Source organism: Geodermatophilus obscurus DSM 43160 (genome assembly GCF_000025345.1).
GTDB lineage: Bacteria > Actinomycetota > Actinomycetes > Mycobacteriales > Geodermatophilaceae > Geodermatophilus > Geodermatophilus obscurus.
In genome coordinates this window covers 2,037,055-2,054,498 of sequence record NC_013757.1, presented here as the reverse complement: position 1 = coordinate 2,054,498, position 17,444 = coordinate 2,037,055, and the positions used below count along the sequence as shown (strand labels likewise).

The window sequence follows — 17,444 nt, the reverse complement described above, 5'->3', positions numbered from 1 at the left end:
GGTGGGTCGGGGTGTAGCACTCCGGGTAGGACCAGGAAGCCGCGGGGTCGGCGACGGTCTGGCTCGCCGCTGTGGTGCTCGCCAGTCCGCTGTCATCCCTGCTGCAGGTGCGCGGCATCGTCGTGATGTGGCTGCTGTGGCGTCGCTGTTCGCGCTGCGCTCGGCGCGCGGTGATTTCGTCATGGTCGCCTGGCCCTTCCCTCACATCGGCCATTCGTTGGGTCCATCAGCTGCTGCTCGTCGGCGCTTGGGCCGCAACCGCGCCCAGCGCACCAACAAAGGCACCGCATCTGCCGTCGGTCGTGCGGACGTGGGGCGGGTGGCCGCACTCGGTGGGCTGGGCGTCGCAGACGGCACGGTCGCCCTTGCAGTAGTGGACGGCGCGGATCACCAGCTCGGAGTCGCCGAAGAAAGTGACGCCGGCGTCCGAGGTCAGGAACGTCGTCCACTCGCGGACGACGGGCGGGGCGTACCGGGTGCTGGGCTGGGTGGTCATGGTGTTCTCCGCGGTGTAGGTGGTGCTCCCCCGGCGGGGGGCGTCTTGGTGGCGGGGCGACCAATCGGGCCCGGTCACTGGGTCGGCTCGCTGAGGAACATGGCCTCGATGGCGTCCTGCCGGCAGCGGCGGTCACGGGGCCCGGCGGCGAGCTCGCCGGTGCAGCTCACAACGGCCGCCCTCGGACCGGGCGCGGCGCCAGGAGACGGGGGTCGTCCGACAGTCCGCGCAGAACAGTCGCCCCGTGCGAAGCTGAAGCGGTCATTTTGATCATGCTCCTGCTGTGGAATGCCGTACGGGCCTGCACGTAGTCGCAGAAACCGCACAATCCGCAGAAAGGGGATCCGGCCGGGATTCTGCGGATTGTGCGGTTTCTGCGACTACGCGATGGGGGCTGGGCGGAAGCGGTAGCGGGGTGACGGTTTGCGGCCCGGCCCGGAGGTCTTCGGAGGCGGCAGCGGTGCCGCCCAGCCGTGGGAGACCAGGACGGCGAGCGCGTCGAGCACGTCCTCGGTCCTCGGGAACCGGCTGCGAGACAGGTCGGTGAACAGGTCACGGATGCTCGACTCCTCGATCTTGCGGGCGTGGACGTGGGTCAGGAGCTCCTGTGCGGCACCGAGGGTTCGGTCTGCACCCATGAGTCCGAAGGCGACCATCGCGTGGTCGGTGTAGTAGGCCGCGATCTTCAGAGCGCCGATCATCGTCTCGGCGCTGATCGGGCGACGCATGGCGGTGTCGGCGGCGTCGAAGCTCGCCAGGTGCAACAGACCGCCGATCCGGGCGGTGGCCCCCATCAGCTTGCTCGCCCACTCCTGCACCGGCCGCAGGTCGCCGGCCAGCCGGGGCTCCAGGGTGCGCTCCGCGTTCAGGAACACCTCCGCCGCGTCGGCGGACAACTGCAGCAGCATCGGCATCTCGCCCCACTCGTGCAGGGCAGCGACCAGCGCCTGAATCCGCGCCGCGTACTTGGCGGCAACGTCCGGCGGGACCGGTGCCGCACCGACCTTGCGGTAGCCGACCCGGTTGGGCGGAATCGAGAAGAGGAACCGGGCCAGCAGGCCGCGACCGACGAAGACGCCGTTGCGGCCGATCTCCTCGATGACGCGTGGCTGCACCGTCAGGCACATGGTCAGCGCGGGATGGTCGATGTACTCCGAGGATCGCCCCTTGCGGTCCACCCGGATTCGGTCCCCGGCGTGACCCTTGAGGATCGGGTCCAGGTTGGGGGTCTTGCTGTACCGGCCGGCCAACACGTCGAAGATCCCACCCTCGGCGCTGAGCACCGCGATCCGGCCTCCGTTGTCGGCGAGCAGGCTCACCAACGCCTCCGGGGTGACGTCGTCGGCCAGGAGTCGGGGGTCGATCGGAACGGTGATGGCCTCGGCGGCGGCCCGCGCGTTCATCGCGTCGGCAAGCTTCTCGTCGGCCGCCTTGTCCTTGGCGGCGGCGGCGGTGGCCGCATCCCGCTGCAGCTTCTCCGCGGCCTGCAGGGCGACCTTGAGCGCCACGTCGGTCTCCCAGCGGGCCGCGGCGTCGCTGGCAACCAGTTCCTTCTCGGCGTCGCCGAGTGGATCGGTCATGGCACCGAACACGGCGGTCTTGCGGGAGCCGGGCTCGGCGACGGAGACGGTGAAGATGTTCACCGGCTCTGACCAGCCGGCGCGGATCCAGACCCGGGCGTGTCCGCCGGCGGCAGCGGCGAGCGCCCCGAGCAGGACGCTGGCGGCCATCCCCGCGTCGGTCTGGGTGGCCTCGGCTTCGGCCTCCACCATGGCCCGGGCCCAGCCGGGGAGCACCTCGGTGGGAAAGCGTGTCGCACAGGAGGTGGGGGTCAGCGGCAGCGGAGGTTCGGCGAAGTCGTCGACCAGCAGCTGCAGCGGTACGAAGTCGGCGGCGTCGTAGCCGGCGGCGACGTGGTCGGCGGCGTCCTTGCCGGCCTTGGCGGAGACGGTGTTGACGGTGGCGCCGAGCCCGATGAGGGAGTCGCGGACCTCGGCGGCGTGCCGCCGGCCGGGGTCGTCGTCGTCGGCGACGATAACGACGGTGCCCCCGGCCAGCGGGGTGGGGTCGATCTTGGCCCACTTGCCGGCGCCCATCGGGGACGTCGTGGCGGTCAGGCCGATGGCCTCGAGGGCATGTACGTCCTTCTCACCCTCGCAGATGTAGATGGTCTGCTCAGCGGCGACGGCGGCGGTGACCTTGTCGAGCCGGTACAGGGCGGTGCCGTTGGTGTTGCCCGACTGGTAGAAGCGCTTGTCGGGGCTACGGTGAACGATGCGGCCGTCGGGGTAGGTGTAGGTGGCGCCGCGGGGGTCGTCGTACAGGTCGCGCAAGGTGAGGTCGAGCGCGGTCATCACTTCGGCGGCGGCGCACCCGGCCTGGCAGAAGATCAAGGCGTGGCCTTCGACCTGCCGCACGCTCAGCGACGGCTTCCGGTCGTCATGGGCGGGGCAGCGGGCCAACCAGCTCCCGCCGGACTGCCGGGGTCCGCGGTCGCGGTCATCGAGGGCGTCGAGGATGCGATCGAGCGCGCTCATGGCGTGCCCGCCCTGCAGAAGGCTGCGGAGATGGCGGCCAGCGCCTGCCCGCCACCGATGCCGGCCGCCTGGGCAGCGATCCACACGGCGGCGACGGCATCGGTGCAGTCGATCTGCCCGGCGGCGACCATCGCGGCGGCGGTGTCAGCGGCGGCCCGCAGCCGGTCTCCGGCCGGGCCGTCCCCGTCGGTCACGGCGTGGCCGAGGTCGGCCAGCGGCCCGCGCGGCTCCCGTTGGTCCTGTCGGTGGGGGCCGGTAACCTCATTGGCGGAGAGCGGCAGCTTGGCGGCGGCGGCTTCTTCGTTCGGCCCGGCCCTCTTGTCGAGAGGGGCCGGGCCGTTCCCTTCGTCGGGTGGTCCCATCAGGCAGCCCCCTCGTCGGGGGTGGTGCTGGTGCTGGGGCCGATGAGCTGTCGCAGCCGGGCGAGTTGCTTGTCGGTGAGCCTCGGGGCGTTCTCGATTGCCCGGCGCACCGCGGCGGCGTACGCGTCGGCCTGCTGGCCGGCTGTCCGGTTCGGGTCCGCGGTCACCGGGTCGCCCCGGCGGTGTCGGTGTCCTCGATGCCGTCGAGCAGGATCGTGGCGACGTACCGGCGATCCTCGGGCGATGGGTCGGAGTCGAGCCAGTGGCAGAGGCGGCGTACTGCGATGTTCCGCCGGTGGCGGGCCTGGGCCTTCGGCAGCGACGAGGGGACGACTCCCTTAGGAGTGGGCACGGCGGGGTCACCTTCCCTGGGTGTCGCCGGGACCGTGGGGGGCCCGGCGGCTGGCTGGTCGTGTGCTGCTCGTGGGTGGGTGACGCGCGCGGACCTCCACTGTTGCAAGCGGGAAGGGGTGAAACGACCGAAATCACCCGATTTAAGGTCACAAGTTGGTAACGACTGCATCGGAGAGCTAGCCGGGGCGGTCGTCTAGTGCTAGACCTCCGGACGCGATAGAGCCCCGGTGCCAGTAGTGGCACCGGGGCTCTTGTCGGGGGTTCAAGGTGGCCTACTGAGGCCAGACGATCTCCACGCTGTCAGGGTCGAAGCCGGGGCCGTGCTTAGTGGTCCGCTTGATGACCACGCGCAGCCCTAGGGCGTCCAGAATCGCCCGCCGCAGCCCCAGGGAGGCGGCGTCCCACCGCTGCCGGGCCTCCGGGCCCGCGATATCAGCGAGCAAACCACGGTCCGAGCCGGCCCGGAGGCGGCGAATGTCCGCCTCGGCCCGCTCCAGCTTCGGCTTCGTCGCCTTCGTCACGGCGTCCACCGTGCCCACCGTCCACTCACCGGTGGCCAACTTCGCCCCGGCCGTGGCCAGCAGCTCCCGGGCCTCCGCGGCGCGCCCAGTGGCGTCGGCCAGCTCCTTGCCGTCCGGGGTGAGCCAGGCCAGGGCGTCCGGCTCGGACAGGCGAGCGACAACGACGTCACCGACGAACCGGTCCAGGTAGTCCTCACGACGGCCGAGCCCGCAGGTCGTCGAGACGCAGACGTAGTACGGCACCTTCGGCTTGCCGGCGGCGCCCTTGCCGGCGACCCGCAGGAGTCCGCCGCAGGCGCCGCACTCCCCGACTCCCCACGTCAGGAGGTGCTGCCGGTTCGCCGGCCGCTTCACCCGCTTGTCGCGGTCGTCGACCGACAGCAGGGATACGACCCGGCGCCAGTCCTCCCGGTCGACCAGGCGCGGCCAGTTGCCCTCAATCTCCCGTTCGTCGGGCTCTCCTCTGTGGAAGATGCGCAGCCCGGCGTTACTCTCCCGCAGCGCCAGCTTCTTGACGCTCGTCTTGTTCCACCGAGAGCCGTCGGGGTTGTCGGCGGCGCGGCGCTTGTGGCGGAAGGTGAACGCGGCCCCGGGCGGTGGCACCTTCCGCTCGTTCAGGCTCTTCGTGATAGCTAGCAGCGAATCCCCGTCCAGCAGCCGGCGGGTGATCTCCCGGACCACCTCGGCGGCCTCGGGGTCCTCGACCTCCCTGGACTCGACCACGCGGCCGGTGCTGGTGCGGACGTACTCGCGGCGCCACCCGTACGGACACGGCCCGTTCATGCGGCCCTGCTCGGCGCGGCGCTCGGCGGCCTCCCGCACCCGCTCGGACTTGATGTCGGACTCGAAGGTGCCGTTGCCGCTCATGGTGCGCATCATGTGCTGCCCGTGCGCGGTCCAGGCCGGGTACTCCATGCCGCCGTACTCGGCGACGAGGACGCGGTGCTGACGGAGCAGGGCCCGGCCGCGGGCGGCCTCCAGGTCGTCGCGCCAGAGCCGGTCGACGTGGCGGACGACGATGGTGTCCACCCGTCCGGCGACCACCTCGGCCATCAGGGCGTCGTACCCGGGCCGGGGCTTGCCGGAGTAGGCGGACAGGTCATCGTCCCGAAACGAACCCATGAGGTCCCAGCCCCGGCGCTCGATGTGGGCCTCAGCGCGAGTGAGCTGGTCGTCTACACCTTCGCGGCGGTCCTGGTCGTCCTCGCTGATGCGTCCGTAGGCTGCGGCCCTGCGGACGTCGGGGAGGCGGGAAGTGGTCATTGGATGCTCCCGGGGTGCCCTACTGGGTGTTCAAACCCTAGCACCTCCCGGCTTCCCCGGAGGGGTGGGCAAGACCTGGTCGCCGGAGGACTTCACCAGCCTGGTCGACGACGTCCAGGAGCGGCTGTTCGCCAAGCTGCCCGACGACACCTGGGTCTACCCCGGCCACGGCAGGGACACGACGCTGGGCGCCGAGCGCCCGCACCTCGTGGAGTGGCGCGCCCGCGGCTGGTGACCCGACGACGGCTCGTCGGGTGACGAGGTCGTGCGGCCGCGTACGCGACCGCGCAGGCCTCGAGACTCGGCCGGAGCGCACCCGGCGGCTCGCTCCGATTCGCCTGCGCCCGACCGGGTAGTGCCCAACAGATGACCGGCGCCGAGTGCGACGGCGTCGCCGTCCGGTGCGGGCTACCTGGTCGACACCGCCCTCACCACCACCCACCCGAGGAGAGCGCCATGACCATGACGAGCAACGACGCCGCGACCGCCGGCCGGGACATCAAGTCCCACGAGACCACCAGCTTCGCCGACCTCGGCAAGGAGATGTGGACCTACCTGACCGGCAAGGGTGCGGCGATCAACTACCAGTTCGTCGACATGATCGTCGAGGTGCCGCGGGAGACCGGCTCCGACGCTCCTCGGGCGACCTGGCGGCTACACGGCACGCTGCGGATCACCACGACGGAGAACGCCGACCAGGGATGAGCTCGGACGGTGCCCGCTTCGACGTGACCGCCGACCTGTCCATCGAGGTCGACGGCGCGCCCGTGCGGGTCACCGCCGAGGGCGGGGACCTGCGCGTGGTCGCCGCCGACGTGCGCGGCTTCATGCGCGGCCTGCGGGCGGCGGCGACCGCCCGGAACGGCACCCGGCCCGGCCGGGCGGACGTCGGCGAGCTGGCCGGGGCCCTGGCCGGCGCAGGGCTCACCGCCCGGTTGGCCTCGCCGTCGCAGCATGTTGTCACCGTCGGCGCGGGGGTCGACTCCGCGCTCGGTGGCTTGCTGCTCGGCACCCGGCAGGCCCAGCCCGACACGCTCGGCATCCTGCGGGCCAGCGGCCGGGCGCGCTCCGTCGAGACTGCGCTGGCCGGCGCCCTGCTGTTCGGCATCGCGGTGGTCCTCCGACGAGGACGAGCCATCCGGGGTACAGCGACGAGCTGAGCGGTCCGGGCAGCCTCAGGCGGCCACGGAGCGCGGGTCGTGCACGTCGGCGCGGTCGGCGAACAGCGGCGGCAGGAAACGCAGCATCAGCGCCGACCAGGTGACGTGGGTGAGCACCGAGGCCTGGATGCCGCCGGTGACCCGCCGCTGCATCCCGAAGAGCGCCCCCATGACCAGTGAGGCGAGCAGCAGAGCAGGGTTGCGGGTGGCCGCGGTGGCCAGACCGTAGACCGCGGTCGAGACGATCACCGGACGGTCGACGCCGATGGCGGCGTACAGCGCGCCGCGGAAGAAGACCTCCTCGGCCACGCCGTTGGCCAGCGCCGTCGTCGCCACCAGGGGGGTCGAGCCCTGCTGCGCGTAGCGCAGCACCCGGGTGACCGCCCGGTCGAGGACGGGGATCCGGCGGGCCACCAGGGCCGCGCCGTAGAAGGCGTAGAAGGCGCCGACCCCGGTGATCACCGGCGTCACCACGGGGCGGCGCAGCTGGTGGTCGGGGGTGAGCATCCAGCCCAGGTGCAGCGGACCCGAGGCCAGGCCACCGGCGACCCAGGTGCCGGCAACAGCCATCGTGAGACCGTAGAAGGTCGGCGAGCCGGGCCTCGTCGACAGCGAGACCCCGAGCAGCCCCGCACCCCCCACTGCCACCCCCGCGGTCACCCTCCGACGACGGCGGAAGGCCCCGTCGGTCTCGCGGTGGTTGCGCGGGACCGGCGCTACCAACCAGTCCGGCAGCTGGTCGGCCGCTCGTGTCAGCAGGCCGCTGCGCCGTCGGCTCACGAGCGGGCGCCGCGGGCGAGCAGGCCCGCGCGGCGGACGCGGGCCGCGCGGCGGCGGTCGGCCGCCCGCTCGCCCAGTGCCACCAGCACCATCTCGTCGTAACCCATCGGCTCGAAGGGCACCATCGTGCGGATCGCGTCGTCGGCGACGACCACCTCGTTGATCATCGAGTCGACCAGTGAACGACCGGTGGTCACGTCGACGTCGGTGACCAGCGCCAGCCAGCGCGAAGACAGGCTCGGCGTCAGCAGCGGCACGGGGACGACGAACAGGTGCCTGCCCTGGATGTCGGCGACCCGGCTGAGCATCTGGAGGTAGGTGAGCACCTCCGGGCCACCGACCTCGAACACCCGGCCCCCGGCGTCGGGCGCCTCGAGGACGCCGACCAGGTAGCGGACGACGTCTGCGACGGCGATCGGCTGCGTGCGGGTGTGCACCCAGCGCGGGGTGACCATCGCCGGCAGGTGCGCCACGAGCTGGCGGGTGATCTCCCAGGAGACGCCGCCGTGCCCGACGACGATGCCCGCGCGCAAGGTCGTGACCGGGACGCCGGTCGAGGCGAGCAGCCGCTCCACCTGACGGCGGCTGCGCAGGTGCGGGGAGAGCTCGTCGCCGTCGCGGCCCAGGCCACCGAGGTACACGACCCGCTCGACCCCGGCGTCGGCGGCGGCGCAGGCGAAGGTCCGCGCGGCCTCGGCGTCCTTGCGCTGGAACTCGGCATCACCGAGTGAGTGCACCAGGTAGTAGGCGGCATCACAGCCGCGCAGCGCCCGCCGCAGCGAGGCTTCGTCGGTGACGTCACCGGCCACCGGCGTGCCGGCGCCGTCGTAGTCGTCCGGACGGCGGGTCATGGCGCGCACGTCGTAGCCCGCCTTCACCAGGGCCGGCGCGAGCCGGCCGCCCACGAACCCGGACGCGCCGGTGAGGAGAAGTTGCACGGAGCATCGGGTACCCGGGCGCGCTCACCGGAATCCCGCCCGGCGACGTGGTCGGCCCCGGACCGGAGTCCGGCCCCGACCACGTCGCCGGGCCGGTGGTGCCGCGTGGCCGGACGAGGGAGTGGTGATCGGGTGGGGACGGGTCCGGGCTACCGCGTGTCCGTGGCCTCGTCGACGGTGGCCTCCGCCCACGTGCCGGCACGCGCAGTCACCGCGGACGACCCTCCGACGGTCGGCGTCGTCATCCCGGCCATCGGTCTCGCTGCCTCGCTCGAGGTCCCTCGCCCTCTCCTGGAGGGATCAGGGCAGCGACGGCACGGCTCGACGCCCAGGGACGTCGCCAGCGGGTGACGTCCCGGCGTCCACGACCCGTGCACCGGCCCGGACGGCCACCCGTACCTGAGGTGGCGGTCCGCCGTCGGTGAGGGCCGCGCCCCGGGACCCGGACGCCGCGAGCGGATCAGGCCCCCAGCGGGCGCCGGCGGAGCATCATCCGGGCGCATGGCACAGCCCCCGGCAGGCCGAGCTGCGACCCGGCCCCCGCACGAGAGCGGTCCCGGCCCCGGCCACTGGGGCACGGACCTCCCCGGTGTCCGGCAGCTCGACTCCGCAGGGCACGAGCGGAGACGGGTGCACCCGCACCGGGCGCGGCACCGAAGGAGGCGGCACCGCCGGCCGGCCCTCGCCCTCCTCGTCGGTCTGGCGCTCGCCGTCCTGGCCGTCGTCCTGTGGCCGGACGGGGACGGCACCGGCCGGGAAGCGACTCCCTCGGCCGCCGCCGCGCCGCCGGAGACGGTTCCCGCTGAGGCCGTCCCGGCCGCTCCGCCAGCACCGAGCCCCGCCATGCCCGTCCCGGGCGCGTCCGTCCCCGTCGGAGGGGAACCGAGCCACGTCGCGGTCAGCCCCGACGGGCGCACCGCCTACGTCGCCGACCCCGCCGGCCGCGCGGTGGTCGTCGTCGACACCGCCTCCGGCGCGGTGGTCGGCACCGTCCCGATCGCCGAGGGGCCGCCGCAGCAGATCGCCGTCACGCCGGACGGGCAGCGCGCCTTCGTGTCGGTCCACGACGCCGGCGCCGGCGTGAACGCCGTCGTGGTCCTCGACGTCGCCTCCGGCACCGTCGTCGACGCGATCCGGACCGGCCGGGGTCCGCACACCGCTGCCGTCAGCGCCGACGGGGAGCGGGTCTACGTGCCGGTGTCCCTCGGCGGCCACCTCGACGTCCTCGACGCGCGGACCGGTGTCCAGGTGGGGCACCTGGACACGACGCCCAACCCGCGCGCCGTGGTGCTCGGCGCCGACGGCCGCCTGGCCTACGTCGCCGACCCCGTCGCCTCCGTCGTCTCAGTCCTCGACGTGGCGACCGGCGATGTGGCGGCCACGATCCCGGTCGGCAGCGGCCCCCACGCCCTCGCGGCGTCCCCCGACGGCACCCGGGTCGCGGTGGTCGGCCAGGCCGGCGAGGACGTCTCCCTGATCGACACCGCCACGCAGACGGTCGTCACCACGGTGCCGGGAGTGGGCGCCAGCCCGCAGCACGTCGCCTACGCACCGGACGGGCGGCACCTCTACACGGCCGACGCCGGCGACGGCACGGTGTCGGTGGTCGACACCGCGACCGGGTCGGTGACCGCCCGGGTCCCCACCGGGCCCACGCCGACCAGCGTCGCGGTGCTCCCCGACGGGAGCCGCGTCCTGGTTACCCACGGCGACGGGACGGTGCGGGTGCTGGCGACCGCGTAGGCGCGCCGGCGGCCCTGGACCCGGTCAGTCCTCGAAGAGCGAGACCAGCTCGTCGGGGGTGCCGGCCACGTGCAGCGGGACGACGGAGACCGTCCACCCGGGACGGCGCTCGTCGATGCCGATCGCGAGGTCCCAGGCGGCGCGGGCCGTCAGCGGACCGAAGCACGCGTCGTCCCCGTCGTCGCTGAGCGCGACCTCGACCAGCCAGGTGTCGGAGAGGTCCGCGGCCAGCTCGGCGAAGTCCGGGTCGGTGCCGTCCTCGGGTTCCGGGGAGTCGGCCTGGACGGGGTAGATGAGCGCCATGGCTCAGCCTCCTAGAGTCGCCCGATCAGAGTTGGATGCCGCGGGTGAGGGCGCCGTCGACCACGAGGTTGGTACCGGTCGTGAAGCTGGAGACCGGGCTGGAGAGGAAGACGACGGCCCTGGCCATCTCCTCCGCCGTCCCCATCCGGCCGGTCGGGTTCAGCGCCAGGGAGTCGGCGAACAGCCCGGGGTCGCCGTTCTCGATGCCCTGCCAGAAGCCGCCCGCGAAGTAGGTGTTGCCCGGGGAGACGACGTTGGCGCGCACGCCCCGGCCGGCCAGCTGGAACGCCAGCCCCGAGACGTACCCGACGATGGCGGTCTTCATCGTCCCGTAGGGGCCGGCGGCGAAGTCGGCCTCCCGCCCGGAGACGCTGGAGACCGCGACGATCGAGCCGCGCCCGCTGGCCTCCAGGTGCGGCAGCGCGGCCGTGGCCAGGCGCACCGTGCCCATCAGGTCGACCTCGAAGGAGGTGTACCAGTTCTCCTCCCCCGGGCCCGCGGCCAGGGCGCTGACGTTGGCCACCACGGCGTCCAGACCGCCGAGCCGGCCGGCGGCGGCGGCGACCCAGCCGGTCAGGGCGGGCCCGTCCCGCACGTCGAGCCGCTCGCCGGCCGCGCGGCCGCCCCGCTCGGCGATGGCCTTCTCCGTCGCCTCGATCTCGACGGCGTCGCGGGCGCAGAACTCCACGACGGCGCCCTCGTCGACGAAGGCCTCGACGATGGCCCGGCCGATGCCGCGGGTGCCACCGGTGACGAGCACGCGGGAGCCGGTGAGCTGCAGGTCCACAGGGTTCCTCCAGGGGTCTCAGCGCAGGGTCGCCGCGCGGCGGCGGAGGTCGTCGTGGAGCCCGCCGTAGGCGGCGACCCGGGGCAGCAGCGACTTCCGGGCCTTCACCACGGTGCTGTAGTTCGCGTCGACGACGTTGGCGATCGGCACCTCGCTGATCTGGGAGAGCAGCTGGTAGGCGTCCATCGGGTGCAGGCCGTAGAGCTCGCCGAACCAGCGCACCAGCTCGACCTGCCCGATCCGCCAGGCGTCCTCGAGCGGGCGGCTGGAGCCGACGGTCATCCAGTGCGTGTCGTCCTCGAGGCGCGGCCATGTCGGGAACGCTGTCGGTGCGCCGCCCTTGACCAGCTCGACGACGACCGTGGTGGTCATCGCCCCCTCGACGGCGGTGCCGCAGGCCTCCCCCTCGCCCTGGCGGTAGTGCCCGTCGCCGATGGAGAAGAGCGCGCCCTCGACGTTGACCCCCAGGAAGCAGGTGGTCCCGGGCCGCATCTGCGGGGTGTCCATGTTGCCGCCGAACCGCTCGGGGACCAGCGAGCTGCGCACCTCGCCGCCGGGCGGCGCGACACCGACCGTGCCCAGCATCGGCTCGACGGGCAGGGCGATCTCCAGGTCGGTGTGCTGGGCGGCGAAGGTCACCGTGTTGGCCGCCCGGTCGAGCTCGTAGATCCAGGTCGTGTCCGGCAGCGGGTCCTGCAGGGTGGCGACGCGGTCGGTGCTGGTCAGCCCGCCGAAGAACGGGATGGCGGCCGACGCGCCCCAGTCCCGCGCCGGCTCCATCGCGACGAAGTGCAGGGCCAGCGTGTCGCCGGGCTCGGCACCCTCCACCCAGAACGGGCCGGTCTGCGGGTTGACGAAGCGGAGGTCGACCTTCTCGCTGGAGAGGTCGGAGGTCTTCCGCAGCGCGCCGCAGAACGCGTCGTCGGACCACACCCGCAGCGCCGTCCCCGGCCTGATCCGCAGCAACGGGGCGACCCCGCCGAAGGTGAAGGCGTACTGCTCGAACGTGGGCGTGACCTCGACGACGTCCATGGCGCACCCTAGGGACGCGCGGCCAGGGGCGGCAACGCGGGCGACCGTCTGCTCAGTCCAGCCGGGTCGCCCGCACGGTGAGCGGCTCCCGGCCGTCGTCACCGCCCGGCGCCGCTGCGGCGTCCACGACCTCACCCGGCAGGTCCTCGTCCGGGGTGACCGGCAGCCAGCGCGCCCACCAGCGCAGCAGGTGCTCCAGCCGGGCCTGCCGGTGCCGGGGCCGGCCGGTGCGGCCCAGGTCGGAGCCCTCCCCGGGGAACAGCAGCAGCTCCGCCGGCACGCCGCGGCGCTTGAGCTCGGCGTACAGCCGCACGCCCTGTTCGGCCGGGAACCGCCGGTCGTCCTCGCCGTGCACCACCAGGGTCGGCGTGGTGAGGTCCGCGGCCCGGGCCGGCGGGTCCGCACCGAGGTACTGGTCGACGAACCACCAGCCGACGTCCGAGGAGCCGACCAGACCGGCGGGGTCGGTGAGCGCCCCCTCGACGACGGCGGCGGCGAACAGCGTCGTCCGCCCGGTCAGCACGGTCGCCAGCCAGCCGCCGTAGCCGGCGCCCATCACCCCGACCCGTTCCGGGTCGAGTGCCGGGTCGGCCAGGACGGCGTCGAGGAGGGCGAGGACGTCGTCGGCGTCCACGGTGCCGCCCGCGCCGCGGACCGCTCGGGCGTGCGCCTGCCCGTAGCCCGCGGACCCCCGCGGGTCGCAGCGGACGACGGCGTAGCCGGCGGACACCAGCGTCTGGGTGTCCACCGACAGCGACCAGCCGTCCTGGCGGTGCGGCCCGTCGTGCAGCGACAGCAGCACCGGGTGGGGTCCGGGGCCGTCCGGGAGGGTGACCCGCCCGTGCACCTCGACGCCGTCGGGCGCGGGAGCGGTGCGCTCCTCGGACCGGCGCAGCGCCCCCGTGCCGGCCAGGCCACGACCGAAGGCGGTGAGCAGCCGCCGCCGGCCCGGCGTGACGGCGATCAGCTCGCCGGCCGAGCGGTCGTGCCCGACGGTGGCGACGACGACCCCGCCCGCCGCGGCCAGCCCGTGCACGGTGAACGGCCCGTCGACCAGCGCTTCCGGCGGCCCGCCGGCCAGCGGCACGCGCAGCAGCTCGACGGCGCCGCGCCGCTGCACGCCGAGGTGGGCGGCCCCCCCGGCCAGCACGGTCGCCGGCGTCCCGTCGCCGCGGTCGGTGGACGCGGGGTCGAGCACCGGCTCGGGCGCGCCGCCGGCGACCGGCACGCGGCACAGCGTGGCGCCGCGACCCGCGACGTCCAGCCCGTCGGGGCCCAGGTCCAGGCGGGCGGTCAGCCAGATCCAGCCGCCGGAGGGGTCGTAGGCGGGCAGCGAGCAGTCGGCGCGGCCGTCGGTGACCCGGCGCAGCGCCCCGCCCGTGGCCGGGACGGCGTAGACGTCGTGCACCAGGTCGCGGTCGGCGCGCGCGTGCCGGGCGGAGACGAAGGCCAGCTCGGCGCCGTCCGGGCTCCAGGTGACGTCGGCGTCGTCGGCGGCGCCGTCGGTGACCTGCCGGGGCCGCGGCAGCGGAGCCCGGTCGTCGTCGGTGTCGGGCGGCAGGTCGAGGACGAAGACGTGGCTGTGCCGGTCGGTGACGACCCCGACGCCGTCGACCTGCCAGCGCAGCGTGGTGACCAGCCAGGGCGGCTGCCCGGCGCGGTCGGCGCTGGAGCGGTGCACCTCGGGGACGCGGGCGGTGTAGGCGAGCCGGCGGGCGTCCGGTGACCAGACCGGCCGGCCCGCGCCCAGCGGGTGGCCGGGGAGCTGCCGCGGCGCGCCGCCGGCCGTGGGCAGCAGGTGCAGCTGCGGCGGGCCGCCGCGCTCGGCGCCCCGGTAGGCCAGCCACCGGCCGTCTGGGGAGAACACCGGGTCGGTGTCGCACCACCCGGAGGTCAGCAGGCGGGGCGGCGCCGAGCCGTCGGTGGGCACGGCCCACAGCCGGCTGCGTTCGGCGTCGTCCCCGAGGTCGGGGCGGCCGACCGCGACGACGGCCATGCGCGCGTCCGGGGAGACCGTGGGGACGCCGGGGGTGCGCAGCAGTGCCAGGTCGTCAGGACGCACGGTCGTCGCGGTCGGCCGACGCGCCGCTCAGGAGCGGCGGGTCTCCTCCTCGTCGGCCTCCGTCGCGAGGCGCGCCTCGGCCTTGGCTGCAGCCGCCGGGCCACCCGTGGCGACGGACTCGGCGGTCTCCGGCGCGACGTCGGGAGCGCCCAGGGACGACTCCTCCTCCGGCAGCTGGCCCCGGGTCTTCAGCAGGCTGGCGACCGTGGCGACGAGCAGGACGCCGAGGATGATCGACAGCGACAGCCAGATCGGGATCGTCGGGACGGCGTCCACGTGCTCGCCGCCGTTGATGAACGGCAGGTTGTTCTCGTGCAGCGCCTCGAGGATCAGCTTCACGCCGATGAAGGCGAGGATGACGGCGAGGCCCAGCGAGAGGTAGACCAGCCGCTTGAGCAGGCCGCCGAGCAGGAAGTACAGCTGCCGGAGCCCCATGAGGGCGAAGACGTTGGCGGTGAAGACGATGAACGGCTCGCGGGTGAGGCCGAAGATCGCCGGGATGCTGTCCAGCGCGAAGAGCAGGTCCGTCGTCCCCAGGGCGAGGAAGACGATGACCATCGGCGTCCAGAGCTTCTTGCCGTTCTGCGTGACCCGGACCTTCGCGCCCTGGAAGTCGTCGGTCATCGGCAGGACCCTGCGCATCCGCCGGATGAAGGCGTTCTCCTCGTAGTCCTCGTCGTCGCCGCGGTGCCGGACCAGGTTGATCGCGGTGTACACGAGGAAGGCGCCGAAGATGTAGAAGACCCAGATGAACCGCTCGATCACCGCGGCACCGAGCAGGATGAAGATCCCGCGCAGGACCAGGGCGATGATGATGCCGACCATCAGGGCCTCCTGCTGCAGGTGCCGGGGCACCCGGAAGCGGGCCATGATGATCACGAAGACGAACAGGTTGTCGACCGACAGCGAGTACTCGGTCAGCCAGCCGGCGTAGAACTCCGTCGCATAGGTGCCGTTGGTGAAGCTCAGCAGCAGAAGCCCGAACAGCAGGGCGAGCGTCACGTAGAAGCTCACCCAGATGCTGGCCTCCTTCACGGAGGGCTCGTGCGGGCGGCGAGCGACGATGGCGAGGTCGGCGAGCAGCAGGACGGTGAGTCCCACGAACGTCGCCACCTCGAACCAGACGGGGAGTTCCATGCGGCCATTTCCTCCGGGGACAGGCAGGTGTCAACACCGGAGGTCTCTCCCACCGCCGACCCGGAGGGCCGACGATCGGCAGCACCGGAGGCCATGGGACCTCGTGATGACGACACTGCCGCGGGGGGATACTCCCCTCCACCGAACGGCCCCGGACCGGCGCAGCCGTCAGTGGCTGCGGCCTGCTGGTGCCGCGGCGCTCACCGTACCTGCCCGCCGGTCGTCCTTCGACGCGACGTCTCAAGTGTTCTTAGTGTTTCCGGCTCCGCCGCCGCCGGCCCGGCCGCGCGCGGCACCGGGCCCGCCCTCGGGGAGGACGGGCCCGGTGTGGGAGTGCGGAGCCGGTCAGCCGCGGTGGCGCGTGGAGCCGCTGGCCGCGTGCTCGGCTGCGTCGGTCACCGCAGCGTCGTGCGGCGAGGGCGGCGCCTGCTCCGGGCCGGTGGCGTGCGGGTCATGGTCGCCGGGGCCCTGCGCGACGAGCCCCTCGCGGCCGGCTGCCTCGTCGCCCGCGCCGGTCGGCGACTCGAAGCCGCGAGCCCGGTCCCGACGGTTCTTGGCCAGGCTCGCCACCGTCGTCACCACCAGGGTGGCCAGGATGACCGTCAGGGACAGCCACGTGGGCACCTCGGGGACCACGGTCACGTGCTCACCGCCGTTGATGAACGGCAGCTCGTTCTCGTGCAGGGCGTGGATGAGCAGCTTCACCCCGATGAAGCCGAGGATGACGGCCAGGCCGTAGGACAGGTAGACCAGCCGGTCGAGCAGTCCGTCGATGAGGAAGAAGAGCTGCCGTAGGCCCAGCAGCGCGAAGGCGTTGGCGGTGAAGACCAGGTAGGTCTCCTGGGTCAGCCCGAAGATCGCCGGGATCGAGTCGACCGCGAAGAGGATGTCGGCACTGGCGATGGCGACCAGGGCGATGGCCAGCGGGGTGATGTAGCGCTTGCCCCTGATCGTGGTGACCATCCGGTCCGAGTGGTACTCGTCCGTGGTCGGGAAGACCTTGCGGGCCAGCCGCAGCGCGACGTTCTCCTTGAACTCCTCGTCGTGGGAGTGGCCGCCACTCCTGGCCTGCGCCCAGGCGGTCCAGATGAGGAAGCCACCGAAGACGTAGAAGATCCAGCTGAACTGCTCGATGGCCGCGGCGCCGACGAAGATGAAGATCGTCCGCAGCACCAGGGCGAAGGCGATGCCGAACAGCAGCACCTTCTGCTGCAGCTCACGCGGCACCGCGAAGCTGGCCATGATCAACACGAAGACGAACAGGTTGTCCACCGAGAGGCTCTTCTCGGTGATGTATCCGGCGAAGTACTCACCGGCGTACTGACCGCCGGAGAACCACAGGACCAGCAGGCCGAAGACCACGGCGATGCCGACGTAGACCGCCGACCAGATGGCCGATTCACGCAGTGTCGGCGCGTGCGGCGTGCGCACGTGACCGACGAAGTCGAACAGGAGCATCCCGACGATCGCGGCGATCGTCAGAGCCCACACCCAGAAGGGCACGTCCAAGGCAGGTACCTCCGGTGACTCGGCGGCGCGCACGGCGCCGCGGTGTCGGACCTGAGGTCTCTCCCGCCCCCTCGCACTCGAGGTGGCCGACGGCGCCGGGGGTCCATCGGGACCCCGTACTGACGACACCGCCGCGGGGGATACTCCCCTCCACGTGACCGCCGACGCCGACCCCTCTGCGGGGCCGCCGTCGAGCGGATCACTTCCCCAGTGACGCTACCGGGATGCGCACTGTTCCCAGGATGAGAACAACCTCATCCGGACGTGACGCGGGCCACGCCGCTTGGCCACGGCAGAGTGGAGGCGTGGCGATCGATCACACCTACTTCGCCGCCCCCGGGGATGGCGACGCCGCGGCCGCGGCGGCCCGGCCCGGTGGTCAATTCCGCCGGCCGTCACGGGGACCCGCTGCACCGGCCTGTTCCGCCGGGAGCCGGTGACCGTGGAGCTCGGCCCCGCC

At 73.2% G+C, this 17,444-nt stretch carries 18 protein-coding genes; 4 read left to right on the top strand and 14 right to left on the bottom strand.

Going from position 1 to position 17,444, the window contains the following annotated elements; translation table 11 throughout:
• Positions 1 to 226: 226 nt before the first annotated feature.
• The 6 genes from GOBS_RS09695 to GOBS_RS09675 form a co-directional block, all read right to left on the bottom strand.
• Positions 227 to 496, bottom strand: coding sequence for a hypothetical protein (locus GOBS_RS09695; protein WP_012948114.1), 270 nt, complete (start codon positions 494 to 496; stop codon positions 227 to 229).
• 380 nt (positions 497 to 876) lie between these two features.
• The gene (locus GOBS_RS09690; protein WP_012948112.1) at positions 877 to 3,033 is read right to left on the bottom strand and encodes a DUF3987 domain-containing protein; all 2,157 of its coding nucleotides are present in this window, start codon (positions 3,031 to 3,033) and stop codon (positions 877 to 879) included.
• Entirely contained in the window at positions 3,030 to 3,227 is a 198-nt protein-coding gene (locus GOBS_RS27305; protein WP_166487344.1) for a hypothetical protein, read from the bottom strand. Before GOBS_RS27305 ends, GOBS_RS09690 begins: the two co-directional genes overlap by 4 nt.
• Positions 3,228 to 3,394: 167 nt before the next feature.
• Positions 3,395 to 3,562, bottom strand: a complete 168-nt coding sequence (locus GOBS_RS27300; protein ID WP_012948110.1) for a hypothetical protein — start codon at positions 3,560 to 3,562, stop codon at positions 3,395 to 3,397.
• On the bottom strand, positions 3,559 to 3,747 hold the full coding sequence (locus tag GOBS_RS09680) for a hypothetical protein (protein WP_012948109.1): 189 nt from the start codon (positions 3,745 to 3,747) through the stop codon (positions 3,559 to 3,561). Before GOBS_RS09680 ends, GOBS_RS27300 begins: the two co-directional genes overlap by 4 nt.
• A 274-nt stretch (positions 3,748 to 4,021) precedes the next feature.
• Positions 4,022 to 5,533: a recombinase family protein gene (locus GOBS_RS09675; RefSeq protein WP_012948108.1), complete on the bottom strand. Its 1,512-nt coding sequence runs from the start codon at positions 5,531 to 5,533 to the stop codon at positions 4,022 to 4,024.
• 64 nt (positions 5,534 to 5,597) lie between these two features.
• On the opposite strand from GOBS_RS09675, the gene GOBS_RS26200 reads away from it, so the two are divergent.
• The 3 genes from GOBS_RS26200 to GOBS_RS09665 all read left to right on the top strand — a co-directional run bounded on the left by GOBS_RS26200 (position 5,598) and on the right by GOBS_RS09665 (position 6,693).
• Complete coding sequence (locus tag GOBS_RS26200) at positions 5,598 to 5,768, top strand: hypothetical protein (protein WP_243697689.1); 171 nt, start codon at positions 5,598 to 5,600, stop codon at positions 5,766 to 5,768.
• Between the two features lie 221 nt (positions 5,769 to 5,989).
• Positions 5,990 to 6,238: a hypothetical protein gene (locus GOBS_RS09670; protein WP_012948107.1), complete on the top strand. Its 249-nt coding sequence runs from the start codon at positions 5,990 to 5,992 to the stop codon at positions 6,236 to 6,238.
• Positions 6,235 to 6,693: a hypothetical protein gene (locus GOBS_RS09665; protein WP_012948106.1), complete on the top strand. Its 459-nt coding sequence runs from the start codon at positions 6,235 to 6,237 to the stop codon at positions 6,691 to 6,693. Before GOBS_RS09670 ends, GOBS_RS09665 begins: the two co-directional genes overlap by 4 nt.
• 15 nt (positions 6,694 to 6,708) lie before the next feature.
• Here the strand turns inward: GOBS_RS09665 and GOBS_RS09660 are convergent, their stop codons facing one another.
• Both GOBS_RS09660 and GOBS_RS09655 read right to left on the bottom strand, forming a co-directional pair.
• Positions 6,709 to 7,473, bottom strand: a complete 765-nt coding sequence (locus tag GOBS_RS09660; RefSeq protein WP_012948105.1) for a CPBP family intramembrane glutamic endopeptidase — start codon at positions 7,471 to 7,473, stop codon at positions 6,709 to 6,711.
• Entirely contained in the window at positions 7,470 to 8,411 is a 942-nt protein-coding gene (locus tag GOBS_RS09655; protein WP_012948104.1) for an NAD(P)H-binding protein, read from the bottom strand. Before GOBS_RS09655 ends, GOBS_RS09660 begins: the two co-directional genes overlap by 4 nt.
• 630 nt (positions 8,412 to 9,041) lie before the next feature.
• On the opposite strand from GOBS_RS09655, the gene GOBS_RS09650 reads away from it, so the two are divergent.
• Positions 9,042 to 10,154 (top strand): YncE family protein, encoded by a 1,113-nt coding sequence (locus GOBS_RS09650; RefSeq protein ID WP_012948102.1) that lies wholly within the window; start codon positions 9,042 to 9,044, stop codon positions 10,152 to 10,154.
• A gap of 24 nt (positions 10,155 to 10,178) precedes the next feature.
• Here GOBS_RS09650 and GOBS_RS09645 read toward each other — a convergent pair whose 3' ends face one another.
• The 6 genes from GOBS_RS09645 to GOBS_RS09620 form a co-directional block, all read right to left on the bottom strand.
• A complete protein-coding gene (locus tag GOBS_RS09645) occupies positions 10,179 to 10,457 on the bottom strand; it encodes a hypothetical protein (RefSeq protein WP_012948101.1) in 279 nt (92 codons plus the stop codon).
• Between the two features lie 25 nt (positions 10,458 to 10,482).
• The gene (locus tag GOBS_RS09640; RefSeq protein WP_012948100.1) at positions 10,483 to 11,244 is read right to left on the bottom strand and encodes an SDR family NAD(P)-dependent oxidoreductase; all 762 of its coding nucleotides are present in this window, start codon (positions 11,242 to 11,244) and stop codon (positions 10,483 to 10,485) included.
• A gap of 18 nt (positions 11,245 to 11,262) precedes the next feature.
• A complete protein-coding gene (locus GOBS_RS09635; RefSeq protein ID WP_012948099.1) occupies positions 11,263 to 12,276 on the bottom strand; it encodes an acetamidase/formamidase family protein in 1,014 nt (337 codons plus the stop codon).
• Positions 12,277 to 12,328: 52 nt separating this feature from the next.
• Positions 12,329 to 14,338: a S9 family peptidase gene (locus GOBS_RS09630; protein ID WP_012948098.1), complete on the bottom strand. Its 2,010-nt coding sequence runs from the start codon at positions 14,336 to 14,338 to the stop codon at positions 12,329 to 12,331.
• A 27-nt stretch (positions 14,339 to 14,365) separates the two neighbouring features.
• Complete coding sequence (locus GOBS_RS09625) at positions 14,366 to 15,475, bottom strand: TerC family protein (protein ID WP_012948097.1); 1,110 nt, start codon at positions 15,473 to 15,475, stop codon at positions 14,366 to 14,368.
• Positions 15,476 to 15,820: 345 nt separating this feature from the next.
• Positions 15,821 to 16,978 (bottom strand): TerC family protein, encoded by a 1,158-nt coding sequence (locus GOBS_RS09620; RefSeq protein WP_243697734.1) that lies wholly within the window; start codon positions 16,976 to 16,978, stop codon positions 15,821 to 15,823.
• Positions 16,979 to 17,444: the final 466 nt, after the last annotated feature.